We start from the raw sequence: 26,121 nt of genomic DNA, 5'->3' as shown, positions 1-26,121 counted from the left end.
AACGAAATGCAAGAAGAAATGGCTCAGAGCTTACCTGGCCCGGTCTCTGCCTCACAAGTACTGAGCGAGTCGTGGGCTACCTCCCCGGCTGTGCGCCGCGTGATGCAAGGCAATAAGTCGAGGGACACAAAACCTGAGATCGCTGTGAGGTCAGCTGTACATGCGTTAGGGATGCGCTACCGCGTTTCGGCACGCCCGCTCCCAGACCTCAGGAGGACTGCTGACTTGGTCTTTCGGAACGCGAGAGTCGCGGTTTTTGTCGACGGCTGCTTCTGGCATGGATGTCCCGTGCATCATGCGCCGCCCAAGACAAATGCAGGCTACTGGGCAACGAAGGTCCAAGGAAATAGGAGGCGAGACAGGGACACGACTCGGCGGCTCCGCAAGGAAAACTGGACCGTGCTGAGATTCTGGGCACACGAGGCACCGCTGAGTGTGGCAACGCAGATCGCAACCGTCGTAAGAAAGAAAGCCAGCGCGGACAAATCTGTCGCTAGAGGGACGAAGCCATGTCAATGATTGAGCATTTTTTGATGGAATCACCATTGGGCACTCTGACGTTGGTGAATACGAACGGAGTTCTGAGCGGCATATACATGCCGGACCACCTCCGGGGGCCTAAGGAGGATTCGCTAGGATCGAGGACGACGTCGGGCTTCGACGTTGCCCGCTCGCAGCTCGACGAGTATTTCGAACGCAAGCGAGTTCACTTCGAGGTGCCGATCGCGCTACACGGAACGGCCTTCCAGCAATCGGTGTGGAACCTGCTGCGAACCATCCCGTATGGAGAGACGCGCTCTTATGGAGAGCTGGCGGACTTGCTGGGCAATCGCCTGGCTATCCGTGCCGTGGGACTTGCGAACGGCAGGAACCCGATCAGCATTATCATCCCGTGCCACCGGGTTGTCGGTAGCAATGGAAGCCTCACGGGCTATGCTGGTGGTCTCGAACGAAAACGTCGGCTGCTGGAATTAGAGGCGGCGGAAGTGACATCGCAGCAACAGCTCAGTCTTTCGTAGAACCGTCGCGTGGTACGCGCCAGAGGTACCACGCGGCAATGGTTCGGTAGGGGCTCCACCGCTGTCCTTCTCTCGCGATTTCCTTCGCCGAAAACGCCTTGGGTAGCGACTTCAATCGTCGATGTCCTTCTCTGACCCCAAAGTCATCTGCTGGTAAGACGTCCATCCGCTCCAGGGTGTAGATCAGGAACATCTCAACGGTCCACCTCCCAATCCCCTTGAGCGTCACCAGCCGTGAGATGAGGTCCTCGTCAGACATCTTGTCCGCAGACGTCCGGCCTGGGACCAAACCACTTAACGAGCCCGATGCGATCTCGCGAATCGTCTCGATCTTCCTCCCCGAGAATCCGCACGCTCGAAGCGAGTCGAAATCCGCCGCCAGAATGCGGTCGGGAGACGGGAACTTTGGTTCGCCGAACAATGCCATGAACTTCGTGAGAATCGCGTCGCCCGCCTTCGCGTGCAGTTGCTGATAGGCGATTGCGCGTATCAATGCCTCATACGGCTCCCGTGCCGGCTTGGGCAGGTGCGTACACGGCCCAACCTGTTTGACGAGGCGTCTCCAGTCAATGTCGATTGAAGCGAGATGACGAGTCGCCGCGTGGAACGGCCCAGACTCTGTCGAGAGTTTCCCGTTACCGGGGGTAGAGGTCTTGGTCATGAGGTCTCCAATCGTGATCCTACCCTTCAAATTTGAAAGCAAGATACGGAGTGCCGTCGCCGAGTGATCTCGCTAAGGTTGGAAATGAGATTGAAGGAGTTTGCCATGAGTAAGCAATTGGAGATCGAGAAGCTGGCCGCGGAAACGACAGGCGACCCGCGCTGGCTGTCAATCGTAGCGCGGGACAAAGAAGCTGATGGGAAGTTCTTCTATTCGGTGAAGACAACGGGAGTGTTCTGTCGTCCGTCCTGTGCTGCTCGCCTCGCGCGTCCCGAGAACGTTCGCTTTCATTTGACGACTGCGGCGGCAGAAAATGCAGGCTTCCGAGCCTGCAAGCGATGCAAGCCAACCGGCCTCTCGCTTACCGAAGCCAACACAGCCAAAATCGAGAAAGTGTGCCGACTCATCGAGCGTCTCGAAGAAACTCCCTCTCTTGAGAAGCTCGCTAAACACGCCGAGATGAGCGTTTTCCACTTGCACCGGACCTTCAAGGCTGTCACCGGCCTCACACCGAGCGGTTACGGCGCAGCACATCGCTCGAAGCGAGTCAGAAAGACGCTGGGCAAGAGCCAGTCAGTGACCGATGCGATCTACGACGCTGGATTCAACTCCAACAGTCGTTTCTACCAAAGCGCGAACGAGGTTCTCGGGATGACGCCAACCAGTTTCCGCGATGGCGGTGTAAATACCGTCATTCACTTCGCCATCGCGGAGTGCTCCCTCGGTTCCATCCTAGTGGCCAAGAGCGAGCGCGGTGTTTGCGCTGTCCTAATGGGTGACGACCCGCTCCTCCTCGTGCGCGATCTCCAAGACCAATTTCCCAAGGCAGACCTCGTCGGTGACGAGAGCGGCTACGAGGACCTGGTCGCCAAGGTGATTGGCCTCATCGAAAGGCCGGGCATCGGCCTTGACCTACCCTTGGACATTCGCGGAACAGCCTTTCAGCAAAGGGTTTGGAAAGCACTGCAGCAAATCCCCGTCGGCACGACCGCGAGCTATGCGGATGTCGCGAAGGCTATCGGTATGCCGAAGGCCGTACGGGCTGTCGCCCAGGCCTGCGGAGCAAATACGCTGGCCGTCGCAATTCCGTGCCACCGTGTGATCAGAAACGATGGAGCTCTCTCTGGCTATCGTTGGGGCGTGGAACGCAAACGAGCATTATTAGATCGAGAGGCCCAGGCATGAACACCCTATTCGCAGACGAAGCTCAAGTAGCCAAAGAAACCAGCGCAGGCTCGATTCCGTTTGAAGGAGCTGTCGCGCGAGTCAACGCGCTCGATTGGCGTCAGGTTGGGAAAGACCTCGACGAGCAGGGAAGTGCCCTGCTGCAGGGCGTCCTCTCCGCAGACGAGTGCAAGGCGATAGCGTCTCTTTATCCGGAAGAATCGATCTTCCGCAGCCGCGTCGTCATGGGACGATATGGTTTCGGAAGGGGTGAATATAAATACTTCAGCTACCCTCTCCCTTCGATTATCCAGGGCCTTCGCACTACTCTCTATCCTCGGCTCGCTCCAGTCGCGAATCGTTGGAACGAAGCAATGGGAATCGAGGTGCGATACCCGGGGAGCCACGCGGATTTCGTCCAGCGGTGCCACGACGCAGGGCAATTTCGACCCACCCCGCTGCTCCTCCAGTATGGCACCGGCGACTACAACTGCCTCCACCAGGACCTCTATGGAGAGCACGTCTTCCCGATTCAGGTGGCGATCCTGCTTTCCGAGCCACAGCGAGACTTCACGGGGGGTGAATTCGTGCTCACGGAGCAACGGCCCCGTATGCAATCGCGACCGGAAGTCGTTCCGCTTCGCCAGGGTGATGCCGTTGCCTTCGCGGTTCACCACCGGCCCGTCAAGGGTACGCGAGGCATCTATCGCGTCAACCTCCGGCACGGTGTCAGCCGCCTGCGCTCAGGTGAACGCCACACCGTTGGCATCATCTTTCACGATGCCAACTAAGAGGTCCGTATGATATCGACTCTTTTTAATGATGCCGCTGAGCTTGAGCCCCTGAGCCAAGATCTCGGACCTGGAACGGCGATCCTGCGCGGCCTCGCGCTGAACCGGGATGCTCTGGTCATCGAGGCCCTGCTTTCAGTCGCAGCGAAGTCCCCCTTCCGGCACATGGTCACCCCAGGGGGGTTCCGGATGTCAGTGGCTATGACCAACTGCGGGGCCCTCGGATGGGTCACGGACAGAAAGGGATACCGCTATGCCCCCGTCGATCCGGAGATCGGAGGCCTATGGCCAGCTATGCCAAAAGTCTTCATGGATTTGGCTCGGGAGGCAGCGACAAAGGCCGGCTATCCCACCTTCGTCCCAGATGCCTGTCTCATCAACCGCTACGAGCCTGGAGCTAGGCTCACCCTGCATCAGGACAAGAACGAGAACGACTTCGAAGAGCCAATAGTGTCGGTTTCGCTCGGGCTTCCGGCTGTCTTCCTGTTCGGCGGGTTGGAGAGGTCGGACAAGACAATTCGGGTGCCGGTGCTACATGGCGACGTTTTGGTTTGGGGTGGGCCGGCGAGGCTGCGCTATCACGGAGTTAACCCGCTCAAGGACGGCTCTCATCCATTGGCGGGCGGATACCGCTTCAATCTCACATTCCGCAAGGCGGCTTGAATGTCTAGGAAAAATCTCCGACTACTGCCTTCGGCGTCGCCTCCAATCGAAAGTGATGAGGCGTTCGTGAAACAAGCCATCGCCGACCTGGTGTCTGCAGGCTTCTTCTTCTATGAGGACGAAGTAGATTTCATTCCTGTTCTTCGCCTCATTTCAGGTGAGGTCTTCATGCTTGGGGCCAATTCGATGTCGCGAGTCAAATGAGCTGAGAGCGAGGCCCAGCGCCTCTACCAGACCAGTCAGTGAAAGTGATCCACGGTTCTGCCTTAGCTCTGACGCGTTGCTCCTGGAATACGGGCTACTCGTAAATTCTGCGTTGCCTGCTGCTTGCCGGCAAAAGAGTTTCGCATGGCTATCGGTATTGGAGGAGTACGCCGTGTCCTCGGGAATGAAGAATTTGTGCCGTGTTTCCAGCCACTGGTTGAGCGCTCGCATGTGAAGGACCGTGCAAGAGATAACGCTCGATTGGTTTCCGATGCTGCAGCCTCACCATCTCGAAACTCCGGGAGGCAAGGCCGCCCTGAGGTGGATGCCTCCAGGCTGCATAGTATTCCCTGAGAGAGGAACTCGCGCCCCTTGTTGTCGTGCCAACCGGAATTCGATGAGGCCCACGAATTGATTGAGATTCCTTTCAATTGAATACAAGCCACGCAGTCGCAGGATTGTTTGCCATACGACGGGAATAAATCAGAATTGTGCGTGTTCGCGTAATCAGAAGCGAGCGCACCCTTCGATTCGTCGGGATGCTCCTAGAGGGAATCACAATGTCGTCAGCTGAGACCGCCATTCACGCCGAAACTACAAGAGCTTCAATATCGCATTCCAACCCACTTATTCGTCCCCTCGGCGCTCTTGAGGAGATCATGTGGCTTATCGATCAGAGCTCGCGGGTACATTTTGCTTTGGTGGCGGAAATTGGAGGATGCACCACGGTCGGGGAATGGCGCGCTGCGCTTGACACATTACAACGTCGTCATCCGTTGCTGTCTACCTGCATTGATTCCAGGCATAGTCAGATCCCTCATTTCCGTCACATCGATGGAGCGCAGATTCCCTTGCGTGTCGTTGAAAATGTACCAGCACGCTGGGAATCGGAAGTAGAAGCGGAGCTACACAAGCAGTTCGATCCCGAACAGGCCCCGCTCATGCGCGCTGTGCTCCTGTATCAGGAGTCCAAAGCGGTCTTAATCCTTGTCGCCCATCACTCCATTGCCGATGGCTTCTCCTCGGCCTTTGCAATTCGGGATGTGCTGCGCGCGCTCTCCGGTCAACCGCTCGATCCACTCCCCCTAATGCCCTCTCGGGAAGAGATGTTTGGTCTGCCGCGGCGGCTGCCCTCAGAAGGCCGACCGCCCGTCCACCACAGTGCAGCCGTAGCTGCTTCGATCGCCAGTGATACCAGAAAGGATCCGATCCCGCATATCCGGCGGCTCAGTTTGGCTCCTGAGCTCACCAGCAGATTGCAGAGTCGTTCAAAAGAGGAGGGAACAACGGTGCACGGGGCGCTGTGCGCGGCACTTCTATTCGTCGGAAGGCAAATCGACCCTGGCTGGCATGACGACACCGTACGGATGAGGTCTTCCGTCAGCATTCGAACTCTGCTGGGCCTGGGAGAAAATTGCATGCCGGCCATCAGCGGCGGAGAGGTTTCAATCGATCCGCAGGCAACTCCAGAATTCTGGGACATGGCGCGGTTGATTAAGAGCGGGTTATCAGGAGTTCAAACCCGCGAAGGGGTGTCAATAGCGATAAACGCTGCCAATCAAGCGGTTCTTTCGGGTTTGGATGTTGAAACGGCAGCTCAGCTTCTCAAGCGCGCATTCGGAGGGCAGGCAATGGTGACCAACCTCGGCCGACTTCCGTTCGATACCAATTTCGGGCGATTGAAACTCGAGTCTCTATGGGGGCCGGCGGTGTTGAGGGGTGTTGATGGCGAACAGACCCTCGGGGCGGTGACGGTCAACGGATCGCTCAATCTGCTCCACACCAGCCATGCTCCCCTGTCGGCACTCCTCGAGAACATCGAAGAAGTTCTAGCCAAGGTGTGCGCTCACGCCGGCACCGTTTGAATTGGAGTTTTTTACAGACTGACTAGCTCTTGATGCGCCACTCGATCAGGCAGGCAGTGCGGCCTGATCGCATACTTCCGAGGGCAGAGCGTGGATCGTTCACGCAAGTTAGAGATGGAGGCGCTCAACAGTGAGCGCCTCCATCTGTGACTCTACCAGCCTATGCCGAAGGCCATGTGCTCCGGGTTCGGCGTGGTAATCGTGGTGCTCTGGTTATTGTTGTCGTCGTAGGAGAAGCCGTACGCCAGCCCTCCAATTGAGTGTTTGTGCCAGAACTGCGAGTAGAAGTTGGCCGGTACCGCGCCATAATATGCCGAAGCGTTGCTCCAGTCCTTAGGGCTAAGAAGTACGTGACGGTTGACCGCAGAGCAAATCTGATTTTGCAGCTGCAATTGTTTGGCGTTTTCGTCCTGGAGCTGTGGCGTGTTACCTGGGACTCCAGTGGCCATGGTGCCGGCGCATTCGAGCACATCCTGGGTGGAAGGCTGCGACACGATGAAGACCTCACCGGCGTTTGCCGCGGCGGGGTTGACCTCAGTAAACGTGAACGTCTGTCCCGAAGTGGTCCCGCTGAACTGGCGGCCATTTAGGGTGACTACAAGCGGCGTGGTGTTGAAGGTTGCCCACGAGCTTGCGATGAAGCTATCCAGGTAGTTTCCGTTTGCCGCGCCGGTGGCCATGGAAAGCTTGGCCGGCGAGAGGATGCGGAGGTTGGACATCGTGGGCGGTTGGAATTGCGCCGGCACTTCACTTGCGAACTCGCTATCGATTTGTGCGATTGACTCGGTGATACCGACCTGTTGGTGGAATGTACCGCCCGCGCCCCAGACATCGAGTGTCAGGGGAAGGCCGAACTCGTCGACTTGCGTGGTGTTGATGAAGATGCCGTTCTGGTTGTTGAATTCATACCAGTCGAAGTGGACGTTTGTATTGGGATCGGTGGCATTCTGCGGGTTTGGGCCAGCGTAGCCCACCACATTGCCGTTTCCATCCCCGTTGACCTGCACGTACAAGGGTTCGCCGAGCGAGACATACGCGCGGGCCGAGATAAAGGTGGGAATCTTCAATAGCTTGCTTTGGGCCAGCGTGAAGGAGTAGTTGCCGAAGTTCTGGCCATTCTTTGTCAGGTGATTAGTGGCGGCGCCATCGTTCAGGGTGAAGTCAACGATCGCGCCATCTGGAGTCAGATAGGAGAATTTGCCGTTTGAAGGATCTTGCCCGATTACGGTGACATAGACTTGGTTGTCGGTCCATGCGCCGTTCGTGTTGTTGTTGAGATCCACGCCGACGAATCCGGGATAGATCGTATAGCCCGATCCAGAGTTATCGACCGTGAGAGTGACTGCCGTCGAAGTGACGGTGCCATTTGCGTTGCCAACTTTGACGCTGTACTGGCCACCGTTATCCGTGGCGGCTAGTACAGGTGTAGTGTAGCTCGCAGTTGTTGCACCGACGATGGCATTGCCCCCCTTGAGCCACTGGTAGGTGAAGGGGCCGGTGCCGCCGGCGACTACGCTAAAGGTCGCGGTGGCTCCGGCGTTGACGGTCTGGCTCGCAGGTTGCGCTGTGATCGTTGGCGCGTTCGCTGCTTCGTAGACCTCGAACTCATACAGAGAATAGCCGTAAGGAGTTGCGCGCGTTGTCCCAAACATGCGGATATAGCGACCGCTCACAGGAGGAAAGGTAAGGTTCTCAACTCCACCTGTGCCGGCAGTTTGCGCGTAGGCGTTGGTCCAGGTCTGCTCATCGTTGGAAACCTGAATCAGATAGGCCGTTCCGTAGGCATTCTCCCAACGAAGAATCACCTGCCCAATGCTCTTCGGCGACCCGAGGTCCACTTCGATCCAAGAGGGATCGACAAAGGCTGACGACCAGCGCGTAGTCAGGTTTCCGTCTACGGCATTGGCCGATCCGAGGGTGCCGTCGTCCTGGCTGCCACTCTCCTTGGTCGGTTGATTGAGCGCCAGGTTCGAGCTAGACGGCGTGACGGAGTTGACGGTCACCGTAGCCTTCGCCGAGGCATCCGTTCCGTTTGCATTGGTGACGTTGACGGTAAAGACGCTGCCGCTGTCTGCAGACATCAGTACTGGCGTTGTGTAGCTGGTTGCCGTGGCGCCCGGGATTGCAACGCCATTCCGCAACCACTGGTAAGCGAATGGTCCATCTCCCGATGCGGCCACCGTGAAGGTTGCGGTTGCGCCAGCGTTCACCGCTTGGCTGACGGGTTGCGTTGTGATCGAAGGCACGTCTGCGCCAAAGACCTGGAACTCGAAGAGCGAATAGCCATATTGCGTTGCCCTCGTAGTGCCGAGGAAGCGAATGTAGCGTTTGATGACAGTTGGGAACGTCAAAGTCTCCACACCACCCTGGCCTGCGGTTTGGGTGTAGACCGAAGTCCAGGTCTGCTCATCATTCGATACCTGAATTTGGTAGGCCTTGCCGTAAGCCGCCTCCCAGTACAGCACGACCTTGTTGATGATCGTAGTCGCGCCAAGGTCAACTTCAAGCCACGATGTATCCGCGAAGGCAGATGACCAGCGTGTTGTGAGATCGCCGTCCACGGCATTGAGAGGGCCGAGTCCGTCGTTCTCATTGCCGCTCGACGTTGTGGGTTTGCCCAACGCCAGGTTTGCGACGCCAGGCGTCGGGTTGGTGACCGTCAATGAGGCGTTGCCGGAAGTAGTCGACCCGCTCGAATTGCTGACTTTGACGGTGAACAAGCCACCGCTGTCTGAGGATGAAGCCGCAGGGGTGGTATACGTTGCGCTGGTTGCGCCAACGATTGCCACACCGTTCAGCATCCACTGGTAAGTGAATGGACCATTGCCGCCCGCTACGACCGTGAACTGCGCCTGTGCCCCGGCGAGGACAGTCTGGCTAACGGGTTGGGTCGCGATTGTCGGAAGTACCGGACCGTAGACTTCGAACTCCCACAGCGAGTATCCATACTGCGAAGAGCGCTGCGTCCCATTCATGCGGACGAATCGCGCATTCACCGAGGGGAATACAAGGTTTTCACTCCCACCTTGTCCGCTGGCTTGATTGAAGGCCGTAGTCCAGGTGTGCCCGTCGGTCGAGGTCTGGATCTGATAGGCGACCCCGAAGGAACGTTCCCAACGCAGAACGACCTGTCCGATTGCCTTGACCGAACCGAGGTCGATCTCGATCCACGACGGATCGACGAAGGCGGAAGACCAACGGGTAGTGAGGTCGCCGTCGTTCGAATTGGTCGGCGGGTACGCGACGTTGTTCTCGTTTCCGCTAGACGTAGCCGTCTTGCCGAGTGCGAGATTCGGGCCTGCTGGCATCGGACCCGAATCAAATCCGGGAATTGCGGTATCCGTATTGTTGGTGTTTCCGGGAGCTCCCGCGCCTCCTCCAGTGTTCCCGCCACCACCGTTAGGCGGTGTGGCATTGTCGGTGACAGTAAGGACCCCAGCGGTGCTGGTAGTAGCCAGTCCGTTGCCGCCTGTGACCGTCACGGTGAACTGGGAGTTGTTATCAGCGTCGGCGACTGCAGGCGTGATGTAGAAGGGCACACCAGTGACGGAGACTGGAGTAGCGTTCCTGAACCACTCGTAAGTTGCGGGAGCCGTACCGGAGGTTGTCGCCGCGATAGCGAATTGGGCGGATTGCCCGACATTCGCAGTTGAGTTCAAAGGCTGGGCGGTGATTGTTGGAGCAACCGCAGTAGCCCCTTGGGTGCAAAGAACTCCTCCGGGCGAGTTGTTGATGATGCTGAAGTCGATGGCGCCCGCTGACGAGACAGTATAAGCACGCGTCGAGTCCTGCGGATCGACAGTCGAGGTCCATGTGCTCCACGGGTTGGGGAAGGCGCAGGACGCGGCATTGGCGCCACTGATGGCGATTGCTTCATCTCGTGTCGGGATACGCATGCCCTGCGCTGCGCAGTATGTGATTGCACTGCTCTGCGTGAACTGCGCGCCAGAGTCGGCGAGAGTGAACTCGGAGCGGCTCCAGGTCAAGTTACTGAGGTTGTCGATCAGCAGCCCGGTATTGGCACCGTTGATCGTATAGCGCTCCGGAGAGGCACCACAGACTGGCGCGTTATAGATGGAGAACTCCCATAGCGAATACCCGTACTGGGTCGCCCGCTGAGTGCCATACATCCGAACGTAGCGCGCTCTCTGACTCGGGAAAGTGAAGTCTTCCGTTCCTCCTCCTCCGGAATCCTGCTCATAGGCATTGGTCCAATTCACACCGTCGTTCGAGACCTGTATCTGATAGGCAGTTGCATAGGCATTTTGCCAGCTCAATACCGCTCGGTTGAAGGTCATGACCGCACCGAGATCCACTTCGAGCCATTGCGGATCACCGAAAGCCGAGCCCCAGCGAGTGTTTGTGGCGTCGCCATCGAAGGCAGCACTTGCCGGCATGGCGCCTTGGTTCTCGTAGCTGCTGGCGGTGGCGGTCTTCCCGAGTGCGAGGTCAAAGCCGGGAGGCGCGAGGCTCAGTGCGGCAGGCGTACTGGTTACGGTGCCAGCGATGTTTGTCGCCGTTACCATGTAGTTGCCGACGTTGCTATTTTGGACTGCAGGTAAGGTGAGCGTCGAAGTGCCGGAACCATTGCTATTCTGAACATTCGTGACAGTGGATGCATTAGAGGCAACGTTGCTGCCGCCTGTCTGCCACTGGTAGGCGATAGGCGCAGAGCCCTGGACCGTGACATTGAAAGAGGCTGGTTGACCCGGCAGTGCGCTCACGCTGCCCGGCTGAACTGTGATGGTCGGAGGCACGGCGGCATTGACGGTCAATGTCGCCGACGCGGAGCTCACGGTATTGACAGGATTTGTGATGGTCACCGAAAAGGCTTCGCCGCTGTCCGCGATAGTGAGCACAGGGGTGGTATAGCTTGAGCCGGTTGCTCCAGGGATCGGCGCGCCGTTCTTCTGCCACTGATATTGCAGCGTCGGAGAGCCCGTTGCGACAACAGAGAAGGTGATGGCCTGCCCGGCAGAGACGGTCTGTGTGGCTGGCTGGACTGTGATGGCTGGTGCTGCTGCTGCGTCTACTGTGAGGATTGCGTTGTTCGAGGTGACATTTCCTAGAACGTTCCTGACGACCACGCTAAAGACTGCGTTGTTGTCGGCCTTCGTTGCTGGCGCGGTATCCAGCGTCGTTCCGGTAGCCCCTGAGATCTGAGAGCCGTTCTCCATCCATTGGAAGTTGAGCGGAGACGCGCCCGAGGCTGTGACCGAGAAATGCGCGGGCTGGCCAACGGTGACCGCCGTGCTGACCGGCTGCGCGATGATCGAGGGAGTCGTGGCTGCCGGACTGGATTGCGCTACCGGTTGGATGGTGTAAGAGTTCGCGCCCGAGCCGAGACCTGGAGAGGTCGCGGTAATGGCGACGACGCCGGGTGTGAACTTGCTTCGGATTGCGATCTTTTGCAGACCGCCCTCGGCCTGTAGCTCTGGGTCGCCTGGAGAGTGATAGCCGAGCGGCTGGCCAGGCGTCACGAGCTGTTGCGTGCCGCCCACATAAGTTCCTGGGCCTGTGACAGAGAAGGTAATGTTGTTCGACGCGTTCGGGACTACTACGCCGTTTGTGTCTACGACCTTGGCCACAACAAAAGCCGTGTCTGTGCCATCTGCCGTCACGGCGAAGGAGGTGCCATCCGGACGCACGACGTCTGGAACGACATCGAGTTCGATGTGGTCCGGATTGCCGGCAGTAGTCAGTTGGTCAATTGTCACAACGTTGCTGAAGGAGTCGAGGCAAGCTGCGGTAACGGTGCCCGCGGCCCACGTTACATTCCAGTGGACCTGCCCGGCGAGACTGGTCGTGGTCTGCGTGGCTGCTATGTCACCATCGTTGCTGGCGACTGACGTCGAGGAATTGGGGATCTGGTCTCCGCCCTGGGTGACTCCGTTGATCAGCAGGCGAACCGCAGGGCAATTGCTGAACGCATTGACGGTGATGGCACCGGTTCGATTCCAGGTATTCGCAAGCTTGACCATCGGCTTGATCTGGTAGGGAACCCAGTTCGCCTCGTCGATGTAGTACAGCAATCTTGGAAAGCGATTGAAGTCGGTCATCGAATCGCCGATCGAGCGCTCGAGGGTCTGGTCTGTCAGATCGGTATAGGTGCCGGTCTCGCCCGGCGAGTCCGCGAAGTACCACTGCGATAGGCCGAAGACATGGGCGGTGACACCCTGGCTCCAGCTGTCGACAAAGGGCGCTGCGAAGGAGAGTTCGTTGTCGTAGTCATGACGGATGGTCCCTGTTCCCCAGTACTCCGCACCCCACGCTGGATTGTTGGGAAACTGCTGCTTGACGCCTATGTCGCAACCCTCGCGAGAGCAGCTCAGAATGTCTCCGTTGGCCGGATTCGGTGTCCGGTCCGACTGAACGCGGAGGGCCAGATTGTCCCACTGGGTGCCGATCTGCTTCAGTGATTGCGCAAGTGGCGTGTTCGTCTGGCCATTGTCCGCCTCCCATGCCAGGATCGAGGGATGGTTGCGATCCCTGACGATCATGTCCCGATGCAATTCCTTCTTCAGGGTCTCGCGATCGCAGGTAGGTCCGTCATCGCATTGGTTGGAAAACGAGTTCTCACCGTCACCACTCGGCTGCACAATCATGACGCCAAGCGCGTCGGCCGCGTTCACAAACTCCTCGCTCGATGTGGAGTGTCCCGGTCGCCAGAGGTTGCCGCCCGCAGCCGCTAGCTGTTGCAGGTCGCGCCACTGCTGTTCCTCGGGAACTGATGTCCCGAGTGCTGGATAGTCGTAACGGCCCGCCGCTCCCCACAGATGCTGCGGCTTCCCATTGAAGTATGGATAGTCCTTGTCCCAGGTAAGTGTGCGGATGCCGAGCGGACTCTGGACAGCGTCAATAACGACACCGTTGATGCTGACCGTATGGAACACCCTATACATATAAGGTTTGCCGTAGATGCTGTTGTTCGGATACCAGAGCGTCGGGTTGGTCACGGTCAGCGTCTGGTCAAAGGTCGGAGAATGCGGCGAGAATGCGGCAACCCCTGTTGGAGCAAGAGTCTTCTCGTCCTGTGCCGTGGCTACGACATTCCCGAGAGCATCGACGATCTGGGTCGTCAGGGTCACATCCTGGCTGCTGGCACCTTCGTTCAGAACGTTAGTCTGGACCTCGACCTGCGCTGTGGTCGCGCTGGCGGAGACCGTATTCACGTAGGTGCCCCACGTCCCAAGCCCCGCGTAGATATTCTGTGGGATATGTACAGGGTCTGTAATGTACATGTAGGTCGGACGGAAGAGCCCCGAGTCGGCCTGTCCGAAGCGGAATGATTCAGAGAAACCTGGGTCAACAAACCAGGCCGCATTCTTCGCAACGCGAACGGCCAGCACATTGTCCGAGCCGTCGAATTTCAGGTATGGCGTAAGGTCCACGATGAACGGAACAAAGCCGACAACGTGCGTGGCCTGCGGGTTGATCGCGCTGTTTCCCGGAAGGAACTGGCCATTGATATAGACCTGAGCGCCCGTGTGAGCGCCCTCGAAGACGACTTCGACCTTGCTGTTCGCATACTGCGGGTCCATGGTGAAGTGCTTGCGATACCAGATCACAGTGCCGCTCAGGAACTGAGCGCCCCCACCGGCTTGAGTGTTGACAAAGGTGTCTAGCTGATCGGCGGAATACGGGATGCCGACTTGCTGCCAGCCAGAGTCATTGAAGCTAGGCGACTGGGCATTCGTTGGGTCCTGATCCTTGATGAACTGCCACGGAGTCTGCCCCAAATTGACGACGACTCGCTTCGAGGGAGCAAGGGTGGCACCCTGGCCAGAAGCAGGGCGAACGGAACTGATGAAGAACGATAATAGGCAGACGAAACACAAAACACAAAGTACGTGCTTTTTCAAAGGGATCCCTCATAAAGGTTGAGTTTCACAGGTGGAACGCACGAGTCCGGCGAGTCACTGTCGCAGGCTCGTCGAGGAACGAGGCTGTGACAGTGATTCCAGAGCAGGAGGAGAGGGACTACATTGATTCAATCGAAACTGGAGACAGGGGTTAGAGTTGTCGAAAATTCCGCCATTCATGCAATGGAATGGCGGAATAAGTAGATAGCGCTGCCATAACCCGAAACTTCCGAATCTATTCCAATGAATTTTCTTTCAGGGTTGGCGCGGCCTCCCTCCCAAAAACACACATGATGCCTTGCGAGACTTGGCTCTCGAGGGACAGGTGGCGTCTGTTGGACGATTTTCCGCAAGCCAGCGTGTTCTCATACCAGCGGGAAATTAGGCCTCCCCGTCCCGATGGGAGAGCCGCCAATATTAAGGCGTCCGGTTAGCTACATCCAGCAAAGCCTCTCCCAGTTTCTGGGGTTGGGAGATGAATGGCGAGTGGCTGCTTTCGATAGGGTAGACTTTAGTCGAATTTGATGGGGTCAACGCATTGGCCTGCGCAATCCACCTATCCTGCAAGGTGGGAAGGATCACGCGATCCAACGCTGTCCTGACATAACTTCGTGGAATCGAACCCCAGCGCTGAGCCGTCCTCGTGACTGGCACGGAGAAAGGCCCGGCAGGATCATCTGGGGTGAGTAGATTAGCGACGGCGCGGTATGGTACCGGAGCTACGTCGTTGTAAAAGAGATTCTGCAGTGCCGGCGCGTACACGGGGTCAAGGCTGTTCCAGTCGAAGCGGAGGGCACCGATTTGTGGTGGAGCGCCAATCAGCGCGGCACTGATATTCTGGTTGAATCCATTGTCGGCGGAAGAGAGGTCGTCATTCGGCGAGACTCCATTGGCGTTCATCATTGCGGCCACGTAGACGATATGGCTGATGAGTTGCGGATATCGTTCGGCGACCGCCGTAATTGAAAACCCTGCCGAGCTATGCCCTACAAGGATAATTCTCTGTGCCCCGCCGGCGTTCGCGACGCCGATCGTCTCAATGATGCTCGCGATGTTGTCTTCGAGCGTTACACCAGCAACCGGTGATGGCTCCTGAGCGAACGCTCCGGCATCGAAAGGGCGCTGAAAATAGCTTGCGGGAAATAAGGCGTTGATACCGCGTCCTGGTAAATCACGGGCGATCACCGTATGCCCGGCAGCGATGAGCATAGGTGTGAGAGATTCCCAAACGCCGGTATCATGCCACGAGCCGTGGACGAGGACGAACGTCTTGCGCGTTCCTCCCGCTCCCAATGTCACGTCCTGCGCGGCTGCCCCGCTGCTGATTGACATCAAACCTGCGGCAGCGATCCCCGTGCCCAGGAACTTCCTTCTATCGATTCTCATGTTAGTCTCCGCATTCTCGGGGGCCTCTAAACCGCCCGGTTCGCTTTTCTACGTTGGCTCTCGTTACGGTTGAATTGGTGTTTGCTGCTGCTTTCTGGGATTTGTACCCTCACGCGATGTTCAACTGGCGTGAGTGCGTAGGGTTAAAAACACAAATAGCGAAAATATTCCTGCAGACTATGGGAATGATGGCTTGGTGGAAGCTTTGAAGATCGGGCGATGAACTGCCGGGCCACCCACCCCTCGCGCTGCCTCGGCTTTCAGATGGTGGAGGATCATTCATTTACCCCCTCTCCTCTCACAAAGAGAGGAACCACAGGAATGAAAGAGGCAGTGAGCGACGCGCCTGGATGCAGAGAGCGTCTCGATGTGAAGTGGTCAACCTATCCCCATGTGGTCCTTGTATCTGGGGATTTAGCTTGGACTTCTGTCCAGTTGACTCTTCAAAAGCCGGCATGGAAATGCAAAACGGGGTGCGGATGGATTGCCGGCGCGCGTACCGCTTCGGATGCCCAGTGTTCTGGAGGAAAGCCGACGCGGGAGCGGCCGTACCAGCCGCAAGGCAATGCAGCCCCGGCATTGTGGAATCCGTTGTCGCCCGGCACGGTTGGGCTGTCGCAAGTAGTCGCCATGGGCGACTCCATAGTGTGGGGCAATGGGGATAGACCCGGCTTCAAATTGTTGATCTTGTTGGACAACAGCGAGCCACATGCTCCGGCAGCCCCGTCCTTATGACAAGCTGGGTGCACTTGGGGGCGAATATGTTGAATGAGGTATAATTATTACTGAAATATGGTGTATTCGATATGGAGACAGTATCCAAATCGTGGGGCCGAACAATCCGAGATAGGCGCCAACTGCTTCGGCTCTCTCAATCTCAGGTAGCAGCGCTCAGCGGGAAAACACAGTCTCAGATCGCCCGGTTAGAAGCCGGCCTCGATGACCCGCGCCTGTCCAGTGTAGTGCAAGTCTCAAGAAGCCTAGGTACAGAGATCATTCCAGTGCCTGTGCGCCTCTTATCTGCAGTCAGGCATCTTCTCAAGTCCCACGAGCGATCCTCCCCGCCGAGTGAGATCCCCGGATTGGTAGGGAATGATCCCGAAGATAGGGCGGAGGATGCCGATGAGTAAAATGCGTCCTCTAGCAAGACTGTCTGTTTGGCTTGGGCAGACCCTCGTGGGCGGCATCACGGAACTGCCCAACGATAGAAATATCTTCGTTTTCGATCAGAGCTATATCGGGAACCGGAATCGTCCTGTTCTCAGCCTCTCCTTTTTCAATGCCGAGGGCAATCTCAATTCGGCAACCATCGAAACCCAAACAAAAGTCGCTCCGTTCTTTTCGAATCTCCTTCCCGAAGAAGACTTGCGTCGCTATGTGGCTAGGCTCGCCAACGTGAAAGAGGTTCGAGATTTGCCTCTGCTACAGCTTCTTGGTGAGGATCTCCCCGGTGCTGTGGTCGTTCGCTCCGAGAGCGATGGTCCTCCACCAGAAGGATTCGAGGAAGACCTGACAGTCCAAGGCCCGAGTCGCGAAAATCAACCGCTAAGGTTTTCACTCGCCGGAGTCCAGATGAAATTCTCGGCCGCCGGCTCTCCGGAGAAAGGGCTCACCATCCCCGTCGAGGGTAGGGGAGGCCATTGGATCGTCAAACTTCCCTCGCAACGATACCCGCTGGTACCCGAAAACGAGCATTCGATGATGCAGTTCGCACGTGCCGTGGGAATCGACACAGCAGAGACAGGGCTCGTTCCCACAGAGGAGATTGAAGGACTTCCCGAACCGTTCCGAACGAAGGCTAATTCTCTCTGGGTGCGTCGCTTCGACAGAACGCACGAAAATACTCGCATCCACATGGAAGATTTCAACCAGCTCTATCGGCAATTTCCGCGAGAGAAATATGACAACTATAGCTATGGAAACATGGCAAAAGATCTGGCGAGTATTGCGGACTTGGAAGCAGTGAGAGAGTTTGTGAGCCGTCTCATCTTCAGTGCCGCAATCGGCAATGCCGATATGCACCTTAAGAATTGGACTCTGCTTTACCAAGATGGCCGAACTCCGAAGCTCTCGCCGGCATATGACTTTGTTTCGACCATTGCTTATCTCGACGACTTTACGATGGCGCTTTCGGTCTCCAAAGAGAAAGACGTGCGGAAGTTTGACAGAGCGCTCTTGACAAGATTTGCAGCGAAGGTTCCTGTCCCCGAACGCCTGATGACGGATGCCGCAATGCAGACCGCAGAGCGGATGGTCACCGTCTGGCCGCAGATTCGGGAAGACCTCGTGATGAGTACAGAAGCGAAAGAACGCGTCACAAAGCGTATGCAGATATTTCCCTTGACAAGGCAATTCATGCAATAAGGACGCGCGACCCAGGAGTGCCGATGACTGCAGAAGGACTATCGAAGTTGGGTGAAGCGATAGACGATGCTACGGGCTCAAGCAATATTGCGGCGCTGGAATCTTTGGATGCGTATGAGTACATATGTGGCCCGAGGATGCCTATGCGTCCAGAAACCCACGCTTCATTGCAATCATTACCGCGTGAGTTCTATCGTTCGCACAAAGCTTAGCCAGAACGCTCTTGATGTGGCCCTTTACCGTTTCCTCAGAGATAGCGAGCCTGTCCGCGACAATCTTGTTCGAGCAACCGGACGCCACGACACGGAGCACCTCAGTCTCGCGGGCTGAAAGGGCATCAGCACCAATGTGCTCGGCGATCTCATCGGCAATCTCCCTTGGGATTCTTCGCTGTCCTGCATGGACGCCACGTATCGTGTCGATGAGTTCTGTGCGGAGCATGCTCTTAAGGAGGTATCCCACCGCGCCTGCCTCGAGAGCGCGCGTCGCCTGCACATCGCCAGAGTAGGTGGTGAGGACGACGATGCGAGCGCGAGGAAATTCTTTACGGATGGCAAGAATTGCTTCAATACCGTTCATCTGTGGCATCTGCAAATCCATGAGCGTAACGTCTGGTCGCTGTTGCCGGAAGGCAGCGACAGCCTCCCTCCCGTTTGTAGCCTCAGCTACGAGCTCCATATCCCTCTCAGCCTGGAGCGCGAAAGCAATACCATCCCTGACGAGCGGATGATCATCGACACAGAGGACCCTTATGCGATCGGATTTGTTCACAAAGCGCCTCCTGAAGAGTTCAGCCGTAGATACAGCGAGAAAAGTTCGCGAGAAGCCAGCCAAGATTTTGGGAGTGATGCTGAATCAGCCGCCAAGATATCACGTTTCCTCTCGGAAGGACCCCCTCATAAGGGTTGCTCTACGACGGTCTTCCTGCGGGTAGCCATTCTTGATCTTCGGACCTACTGTACAGAGGTGCAAAGGCTCCGCAGCTCCTATCCAAGTGGCATTCCAGGGATCGCCCTGGTCTTGCTTCGATTGTCCGTGGCGGCGCTCTTGTTCGCCGGAGGCGATTCGCGCTCGTCGCTTGTCAGGTCAAGCCCATTATTTTTCTTCAGCCTAGCCGTAGCTGTCGCCCTTTGTACAGGGGGCGGCACAAAACTGGCGGCATTCCTTGCGCTGGTTGTGCAGGGACTTCTCCTGGTTCGTTCGCCGCAGGAAAACATCGTGTTGAGCGCCATCTTCATGACGCAGAGCCTTTCAGCCGCAATGCTTGGAGGGGGTTATTACTCCATTGATGGTTTTATGTACGGACGGAAGCGAGTTATCTTCCCGCCTTCTCATAAGTGAAACAGATGCGATGCAGGTAAATTAGGGTATGGTGTTATCGCGCCGCCTCCTGCGTGTGATCTTCGGACTGTCTCTCGTGGGCGGTGGAGCGATCACCTGCCGGGCAGACGAGTACCCCCCGATCAGCGAGTTTCAGCACACTGCCTGGAGTGCCAGGGAGGGAGCACCGGCTATCGCAACATGTTTTGCGCAGACCCCAGATGGGTATCTTTGGATTGCATCGCCGATTGGCCTCTATCGTTTCGATGGCGTGCAATTTCAGAAGTTTCAAACCGCGCACGGCGAGCATCTTCTTGATATAGGTATATCGACGCTCTTTGTCGCAAAAGAGGGGGGACTTTGGATCGGTTATACCCATGGCGGAGCGAGCCTGCTCAAGGACGATCGCCTGACTAACTTCGTTGACGCGGAAGGACTGGCGGCGAACGTCAAGGTATTTCATTTCGCGGAAGACAGAGATGGTCGAATGTGGGCGGCAACTAGAGGCGGTCTATTTCGTCTCGAAGACGAAGGCTGGAAGGAAGTGGGGGACGATTCCGGCTATACCGAATCTTTGGCGCAGGAGGTGGCGATCGATGAAGATGGAACGCTCTGGGTGCTTACAAGTCAGAATGTTGTCTATCTACCAAGAGGCGCTTCGCGATTTAAGATAGCGGGGCCGCAAGTTGCCGGGTTCGGCTTTGTCTATCGATATGGTGGAACCATTTGGATGACGCGCTCAATTCGGCACAAACCCATGGGACATCAAACGCCAGAGCACACGCCCTATCTGAACGGATCTGTTGTGGGACATGATGCCCCCGGTTATTTTGTGGACCAGGCGGGCGGTCTTTGGGTCGAAAACACGGGCGATGGGCTCTATCGGGTCTCTGACGCATCACGCGTGTCAAGCAGCGATGGAGTTCCCCCTACCAGTGGCGTAGAGGAGTTTTCGAGTAGAGACGGGCTGAGTGGAAACGAGATCTTCAGTGTCTTTGAGGACCGGGAAAAGAATGTTTGGATAGGCACGCAAAACGGCATTGACCGGTTTACTCCAAGCAAGTTTGTATCGGTCAAATTACCCACGGGCGCGACCGATCTGGAATTGGCTCCTGGAGATCATGGATCAGTCGTCGTCACAACCTTCCACGGCTCAGCGATCACGATCGATGCCGACGGAAAGACAGGGAATAGGATAGGTGCCGGTGGGAGCGTCAGCTCCCTGTATCGCGATCCAAAGGGGGCTCTTTGGTTGAGCACGCCGCATGGACTGTCACGGACCATCGCAGGTCGATCGGAGCAGATTGCTCTGCCTGATTTCCATCGCCGGCGAGGGATCGACAACGTACTCGCCATGACGATGGACAAGGGAGGCGCGCTATGGGTCTCTATAGATGGAGAAGGGGTCTTTCGTTTGTCGGGCGGGACCTGGACCCAGATCAAGACACCCTCCATTCCATCGAAGACCGCCGCACTGTGTGCGTTCACCGATAGCGGCGGAGCCATCTGGCTGGGCTATCCCGATGACCTCATCCTTGAATTCAGCGGGAAAGGGGTGAGATCTTTCACTCATTCGTCTGGTCTGGAACTCGGAAACATCAAGACTCTGACGGAAGAAGCAGGGACTCTATGGGCTGGCGGGGACACTGGCATAGCGTTTTTCAGGAATCAAATCTTTAATCCAGTACAACTGGCAGACCGCAAAGAGCTGCGAGGCGTGTTTGGCCTCGTCTTCGCACGAACCGGGGATCTGTTCATTACGGATAGATCCGCTGTAGGTCGTATTGCTAGGTCAGAGCTCGCTAGACTGCCTAGAAATTTGGAACAACCGGTGACCTATCAGTCACTCTACCTCGATAGTTCTCCCCCCGGTTTGACTCCGCGTTCGAGCTCGGTTCAGGCCTCAGACGGCAGGTTGTGGTTCGTTTCGTCGAATGGGCTCGCATGGCTCAATCCCTTGCAGTCATGGAGCAATCCTCCTCCTCCGCCGGTGCTTATAAAGTCCGTGAACATCGGTGACAGGTCTTTCGAAGCGACCTCCAAGCTGGACTTTCCGCCACGAACCAAGAGCGTACAGATCAGCTACACCGCTCCGACCCTAACCTCTTCGGAGAATGTCCATTTCAAATATCGGCTCGATGGAAACGATTCAGAATGGCAGGATGCAGGAACGCGAAGAGAGGCTTTCTACACAAACCTTGCTCCGGGGAGCTATGTGTTTCATGTGATCGCCTCCAATAGAGACGGCATTTGGAACGACACGGGGGCGTCTCTTGCCTTCCACATCTCGCCAGCATTCAATCAGACGAGAGGATTTTTTCTCGCCTGCGCGGTGGTCTTTTGCGGATTGATCTATCTTCTCTACCTCTTCAGAATTCGACAGGTTCTCTCTCTGCACGAGACCATGGCCGCGGATCGAATGGCGGAGCGAGAGCGTATAGCGCGAGAGTTGCATGACACTCTCTTGCAGGGGGTGCATGGCCTCATCTTAAGGTTCGGCGTTCTCACAACGAATTACCCAGAAGGAAATTCGACCCGCGCCGCATTGGAGGACACCCTGGTTCTTGCAGAGAAGATGCTCATCGAGGGCCGTCAACGAGTTCGCGATCTCCGTTCCGAGGCGAACTCGGTTGATCTTCCAGAAGCTCTCTCTGAGGCAGGGCATGAAATGGCAAGGAACGCTAATCTCCCATTCGTATTGCAAGTACATGGCACGCCTCGACCACTACGGCGGATAGTGTCCGAGGAGATATTTAACATTGGGCGGGAGGCGATCAACAATAGCTTCCTGCACGCACAAGGTTCGAAAGTGGAGGCGGAGCTGGTCTATTCCAAAACCTCCATAACGCTTCAGGTGCGAGATGATGGCCGCGGCCTCGAACCCTCGGTCCTTAAGTCAGGTCGTACGGTGGATCACTGGGGCCTCCCGGGTATGCGAGAACGCGCTGCTTCTCTCGGCGCAGAATTCCAGATCTATAGCAAAGCGGGATTTGGAACTGAGGTTGAACTCCGTATCGCAGGCCGTATCGCCTTTCAAAAAGGGCAGCCTCTTGGCTATGGAGCACGGGTATGGAGAGGTATTCGCCGTACGATGGCCAGGAGCGGCGCCACGAAGAGAATGCCCGACTAGTTGAGAGGGCTTACGGCAAACCCGAGCTGGCGGTAGTATACGCTCCCTCAAAAGGGTTATAGGAACACGACCCTATTCAGCATTTACGGGCTTGACCTCATCAGGGACACTCATCGTGTCGATCTAGTTTTGGTCCACGTGAGAGATTCGAAGGATCTTTCCCCCGACTCCGTTCCCATCAACGTTTCCTTGTAGAGGTCATCATCGTGAGCACTTCGTGTAGCAGGCCTACTTGCGCTAAATTGGCACTCTTCCTTTCGTTCATGGTTCTGGTGAGCCAGCTCTGGAGCCCGTCAGCAGCCGCTCAGCTTTCTTCGGCATCGGTTACAGGAGGGGTCAAGGATGTGAGCGGTGCAGTCGTGCCAGGCGCGCGGATTGTGCTGAAGAATGGGGCAACGGGAGTGGAGCGCGCTGCGACCTCCAACGACAGCGGGAGCTATAACTTTCCTGCCGTCCCTCCGGGACCCTATACCTTGCAAGCGACGAAGACCGGATTCGCTACGTTTAGCCGCGGTGGCTTCACGCTCGTTGTTAGCCAAACGAGCACCATTGACATAACGATGACGGTCGGAGCCGTCAATGAGACCGTCTCCGTGCAAGCGGAAGGACAGACGCTCGAAACCGGCAGCTCCCAGTTGGGCACGGTCATCGGAAGTAGGGAAGTGACGGACCTGCCTCTGAATGGACGTAACTTCACCCAATTACTTTCGCTCACGCCCGGCGCCTCGCCGATCAGCGTGGCCCAGAATGGCAGCGGTGATCGAACGCCCACTACCTTTGGCTCAGCATTCACATTTCCCGCGGTAAATGGGCAGACGAACCGTAGCAACTTTTTCATGGTGGACGGCTTGAACGATGAGAACAGCTGGTACAACACCTACACCGTTGCCCCGATTATTGATGCGATTCAAGAGTTCAAGGTTCTCTCTCATCCGGATCAGGCCCAATATGGAGGCGTAACGGGTGGCATCGTCAATGTCGTGACGAAATCTGGGACGCAGCACTTCCATGGCTCTGCCTGGGAGTATTTACGCAACGACTTTTTCGATGCGCGCAATCCATTTCTGAGCTCTGTTACGCCGCTTCGACAGAACCAGTTTGGCGGTTCGCTCGGCGGCCCGGTAATACTTCCTAAACTGGCAGGACTGCGCAAGAACACCTTTTTCTTTGTGGCCGCCGAGGGATTTCTCTTCAGTCAGCCTTCCAATAGCTTCTTTATCGTTCCTACCGCCGCAGAGCTCAGCGGCGATTTAAGTGCGGTGCCTACGCAGATCTATGATCCCTCGTCGACTCGACCCGATCCCGCAAACCCTGGTCAATTTCTCCGGACGGCTTATGCCAATAACCAAATTACGCCCTCAGAGGTTGATCCAAGAGCGGTTGCCTATGCAAAGCTGGTTCTGCCGGCCCCGATCTTCATACCCAGTGCGCCGCAATATAACGCCATCAATACAGAGTCGAACAAGCAGCAGCAACAAAACTATACCGTCAGGATCGACCATAACTTCGGGGATCACGACTTCGTTTGGTTTCGCTACAGCGCAGAGCGCTTGAATGAAACGACGCCAGGAGGCCTTCCCAGCATCACGCAAACCCTCAGTGAGCCGGGTCAGAACTACGGAGCGAGTTGGATGCACGTCTTCGGACCTTCACTCAGCCTGCAGGCCCAATTCGCGCGTTCTCATCTTGGCTACGATAGCGAGAGCCTCTTCTCTATCCCCAATGTAATTGGGACATACGGAGCGACGCCCGCGATTGCAGGATTTGTCGGCGGCATTCAACTGATGCCACAGATTGGTGTCAATGGCTTCTTCAGCGGCGGGGAATCGTCTGCTCCTTCCCCCGATCTATCGACGACATGGCAGTACAAGAGCGATGTCACGAAGAGCTTCGGGCGGCATGTCCTCCAGGTTGGCGGAGAGTGGAATAGTCTGGGGCATACCGAGAAACAGCTCTACGGACAGGTCGGGTTTGCGCCTCAGCAGACAGCCGATCCGAATAATCTCGGCACCACGGGAAGCGCCCTCGCTTCCTTCTTGCTCAATGTTCCGGATAACGCCTACCGCCGTAACGTGAACATCGCGGAGAGACCGGGCGGCATCATGGGATTCTATGTACAGGATCAGATACGAGTCACGGAGAAACTAACGGTCAACGCTGGGCTTCGCTATGACCGCACCTTCATCCCTGGCTACGGAACAGAGAGTTCAGTCGGAACGCAGGGCAGCATCGAGACAGGAGACATGGACTTTGACAATGGCACCTACATTGTCCAACAGCTGCCGCCTTCCTGTGAGGATCGCGGGTACGCCCCCTGCATACCGGGAGGCGTTCTGCCCGCGCATGTCGTCGTAAGCCCTGATAGGCGGATACTGCATGACACGAAGGCGAACTTCGGCCCCCGTATCGGTGCAATATACCGTGCCAACCCACGCCTTGTGATTCACGTAGGTTTTGGGATCATCTTCGATAATTGGGCTGCTGCCATCCAACTGGCGCAGAACTATCAAGGCTCCTGGCCGGATATAGGAACTCAATCCGTTCAGAGTCTCAATCTGCCTAGCGGCACAAGCTTACTTCCAACAGTGACCGGGCAAAATCCGTTTCTCGGTGCTAGTGCCTCCGATCTACCTGCAAGTACTCCGTTCACTCCGTCAAATGCGAATTACTACGTAGATCCGAATATCCGGAACCCCTATTCCGAACAATACAACCTCGGAATCGAGCAGCAGCTGACCCAAAATATGAACCTTTCTCTCAATTATGTTGGGTCGGAATCGCACCGTCTGGATGTCGGAACCTACTACAACACCGCCGTCACACCCGGCCCCGGAGATCCAAGCGCGAGATCGCTGTACCCTTACATGATTGCCAGCAACTATGATCGCTCCATCGGAAACGGAACGTATAACGCCTTGCAGCTTGCTTTGAGCCGGCGCTTTGAAGGTGGCCTCGCCTATCAAATCTCCTACACCTGGAGTAAGTCGATCGATGAAGGATCCTCGGGTTACTTCGGCGTTGAAGGTACCAATGTCCAGAACCCGTACAACATCCGCGGTGACCGCAGCGTATCTGCATTCGATCTTCCTCAACAGTTCACGGCGAACATCAACTACGAGGCGCCGGTCGGCCGCGGCAAGCGCTTCTCGACCGGCAACAGATTGGCCGATTATGCACTTGGCGGCTGGCAGGGTAATGCCATCTTCAGCGCCCACTCCGGCCAGAATTTTAGTCTCAATCTTGATCCGGACATCGCCAACGTTGGAAATGAGGGATACGAAAGGCCGGATCTTATCGGCAACCCGAAGCCAGCACATCAATCGAAAGACGAGTGGTTCAACACCGCCGCTTTCGTCGCACCTGCGCAATACACCTATGGAAACGTTGGACGCAATTCTCTGCGGCAACAAGGTTTCTGGGATCTTGACCTCTCTGTCTTCCGGCAATTTCCAATGTACGGGTCGGCGCGCCTCGAGCTGAGAGGCGAGGCGTTCAACGCAACCAATAGTGTCATCTTAGGTACACCTGGAACCGATCTTTCGAGCCCGACGACCTTCGGAGTAGTCTCCAGTACGGCCAATGATGCTCGCAAGCTTCAGATTGCCGCAAAGATCATCTTTTGAAGAGAACGCCACTGCCTCTTGACTGACAGATGGCCTCGGGTCGCTCTATCGTGATTTGGTTTGCGCTGC

The 26,121-nt window shown here is 56.7% G+C and carries 16 protein-coding genes; 12 read left to right on the top strand and 4 right to left on the bottom strand.

The annotated features are described in order from the left end of the window. The first annotated feature begins 6 nt into the window (after positions 1-6). Both HDF15_RS26345 and HDF15_RS01960 read left to right on the top strand, forming a co-directional pair. On the top strand, positions 7-519 hold the full coding sequence (locus tag HDF15_RS26345) for a very short patch repair endonuclease (RefSeq protein WP_014266892.1): 513 nt from the start codon (positions 7-9) through the stop codon (positions 517-519). 14 nt (positions 520-533) lie between these two features. After that, positions 534-1,019, top strand: coding sequence for a methylated-DNA--[protein]-cysteine S-methyltransferase (locus tag HDF15_RS01960; protein WP_223295383.1), 486 nt, complete (start codon positions 534-536; stop codon positions 1,017-1,019). Here the strand turns inward: HDF15_RS01960 and HDF15_RS01955 are convergent. Next, the gene (locus HDF15_RS01955) at positions 1,006-1,680 is read right to left on the bottom strand and encodes a DNA-3-methyladenine glycosylase (protein ID WP_014266890.1); all 675 of its coding nucleotides are present in this window, start codon (positions 1,678-1,680) and stop codon (positions 1,006-1,008) included. The genes HDF15_RS01960 and HDF15_RS01955 overlap by 14 nt on opposite strands. A gap of 105 nt (positions 1,681-1,785) precedes the next feature. On the opposite strand from HDF15_RS01955, the gene ada reads away from it, so the two are divergent. The 5 genes from ada to HDF15_RS01930 all read left to right on the top strand — a co-directional run bounded on the left by ada (position 1,786) and on the right by HDF15_RS01930 (position 6,367). Beyond that, complete coding sequence (ada, locus tag HDF15_RS01950) at positions 1,786-2,865, top strand: bifunctional DNA-binding transcriptional regulator/O6-methylguanine-DNA methyltransferase Ada (RefSeq protein ID WP_014266889.1); 1,080 nt, start codon at positions 1,786-1,788, stop codon at positions 2,863-2,865. Then, a complete protein-coding gene (locus tag HDF15_RS01945) occupies positions 2,862-3,635 on the top strand; it encodes a 2OG-Fe(II) oxygenase (RefSeq protein ID WP_184252568.1) in 774 nt (257 codons plus the stop codon). Before ada ends, HDF15_RS01945 begins: the two co-directional genes overlap by 4 nt. Before the next feature lie 9 nt (positions 3,636-3,644). After that, positions 3,645-4,298: a DNA oxidative demethylase AlkB gene (gene alkB / locus HDF15_RS01940; protein ID WP_014266887.1), complete on the top strand. Its 654-nt coding sequence runs from the start codon at positions 3,645-3,647 to the stop codon at positions 4,296-4,298. A gap of 66 nt (positions 4,299-4,364) precedes the next feature. Continuing rightward, the gene (locus tag HDF15_RS01935; RefSeq protein WP_184252567.1) at positions 4,365-4,502 is read left to right on the top strand and encodes a hypothetical protein; all 138 of its coding nucleotides are present in this window, start codon (positions 4,365-4,367) and stop codon (positions 4,500-4,502) included. A 659-nt stretch (positions 4,503-5,161) separates the two neighbouring features. Further along, a complete protein-coding gene (locus HDF15_RS01930) occupies positions 5,162-6,367 on the top strand; it encodes a condensation domain-containing protein (protein WP_184252566.1) in 1,206 nt (401 codons plus the stop codon). A gap of 152 nt (positions 6,368-6,519) precedes the next feature. Here the strand turns inward: HDF15_RS01930 and HDF15_RS01925 are convergent, their stop codons facing one another. Beyond that, the gene (locus tag HDF15_RS01925) at positions 6,520-14,106 is read right to left on the bottom strand and encodes a discoidin domain-containing protein (RefSeq protein ID WP_260330764.1); all 7,587 of its coding nucleotides are present in this window, start codon (positions 14,104-14,106) and stop codon (positions 6,520-6,522) included. A 540-nt stretch (positions 14,107-14,646) separates the two neighbouring features. After that, positions 14,647-15,615 (bottom strand): alpha/beta fold hydrolase, encoded by a 969-nt coding sequence (locus HDF15_RS01920; RefSeq protein WP_014266883.1) that lies wholly within the window; start codon positions 15,613-15,615, stop codon positions 14,647-14,649. A gap of 806 nt (positions 15,616-16,421) precedes the next feature. Between HDF15_RS01920 and HDF15_RS26340 the strand changes: the two genes are divergently transcribed. After that, the gene (locus tag HDF15_RS26340; protein WP_044177041.1) at positions 16,422-16,745 is read left to right on the top strand and encodes a helix-turn-helix transcriptional regulator; all 324 of its coding nucleotides are present in this window, start codon (positions 16,422-16,424) and stop codon (positions 16,743-16,745) included. Further along, positions 16,738-17,979 carry a type II toxin-antitoxin system HipA family toxin gene (locus HDF15_RS01910; RefSeq protein WP_184252564.1) on the top strand — a complete coding sequence of 414 codons (1,242 nt, stop codon included), beginning with the start codon at positions 16,738-16,740 and terminating at the stop codon, positions 17,977-17,979. Before HDF15_RS26340 ends, HDF15_RS01910 begins: the two co-directional genes overlap by 8 nt. 141 nt (positions 17,980-18,120) lie before the next feature. Here the strand turns inward: HDF15_RS01910 and HDF15_RS01905 are convergent, their stop codons facing one another. Beyond that, on the bottom strand, positions 18,121-18,750 hold the full coding sequence (locus tag HDF15_RS01905; protein ID WP_014266880.1) for a response regulator transcription factor: 630 nt from the start codon (positions 18,748-18,750) through the stop codon (positions 18,121-18,123). On the opposite strand from HDF15_RS01905, the gene HDF15_RS01900 reads away from it, so the two are divergent. The 3 genes from HDF15_RS01900 to HDF15_RS01890 all read left to right on the top strand — a co-directional run bounded on the left by HDF15_RS01900 (position 18,706) and on the right by HDF15_RS01890 (position 26,052). Beyond that, the gene (locus HDF15_RS01900; RefSeq protein ID WP_184252563.1) at positions 18,706-19,320 is read left to right on the top strand and encodes a hypothetical protein; all 615 of its coding nucleotides are present in this window, start codon (positions 18,706-18,708) and stop codon (positions 19,318-19,320) included. The two genes, HDF15_RS01905 and HDF15_RS01900, sit on opposite strands and share 45 nt — an antisense overlap. Before the next feature lie 28 nt (positions 19,321-19,348). Next, complete coding sequence (locus tag HDF15_RS01895) at positions 19,349-22,429, top strand: sensor histidine kinase (protein WP_184252562.1); 3,081 nt, start codon at positions 19,349-19,351, stop codon at positions 22,427-22,429. Positions 22,430-22,692: 263 nt separating this feature from the next. Continuing rightward, the gene (locus HDF15_RS01890; protein WP_221314238.1) at positions 22,693-26,052 is read left to right on the top strand and encodes a carboxypeptidase regulatory-like domain-containing protein; all 3,360 of its coding nucleotides are present in this window, start codon (positions 22,693-22,695) and stop codon (positions 26,050-26,052) included. Positions 26,053-26,121 lie beyond the last annotated feature (69 nt).

The sequence above is a fragment of the Granulicella mallensis genome (assembly GCF_014203225.1).
GTDB lineage: Bacteria > Acidobacteriota > Terriglobia > Terriglobales > Acidobacteriaceae > Granulicella > Granulicella mallensis_A.
Note: the sequence above shows the minus strand (reverse complement) of the source record. Positions and strands in the feature narration are given on the sequence as shown.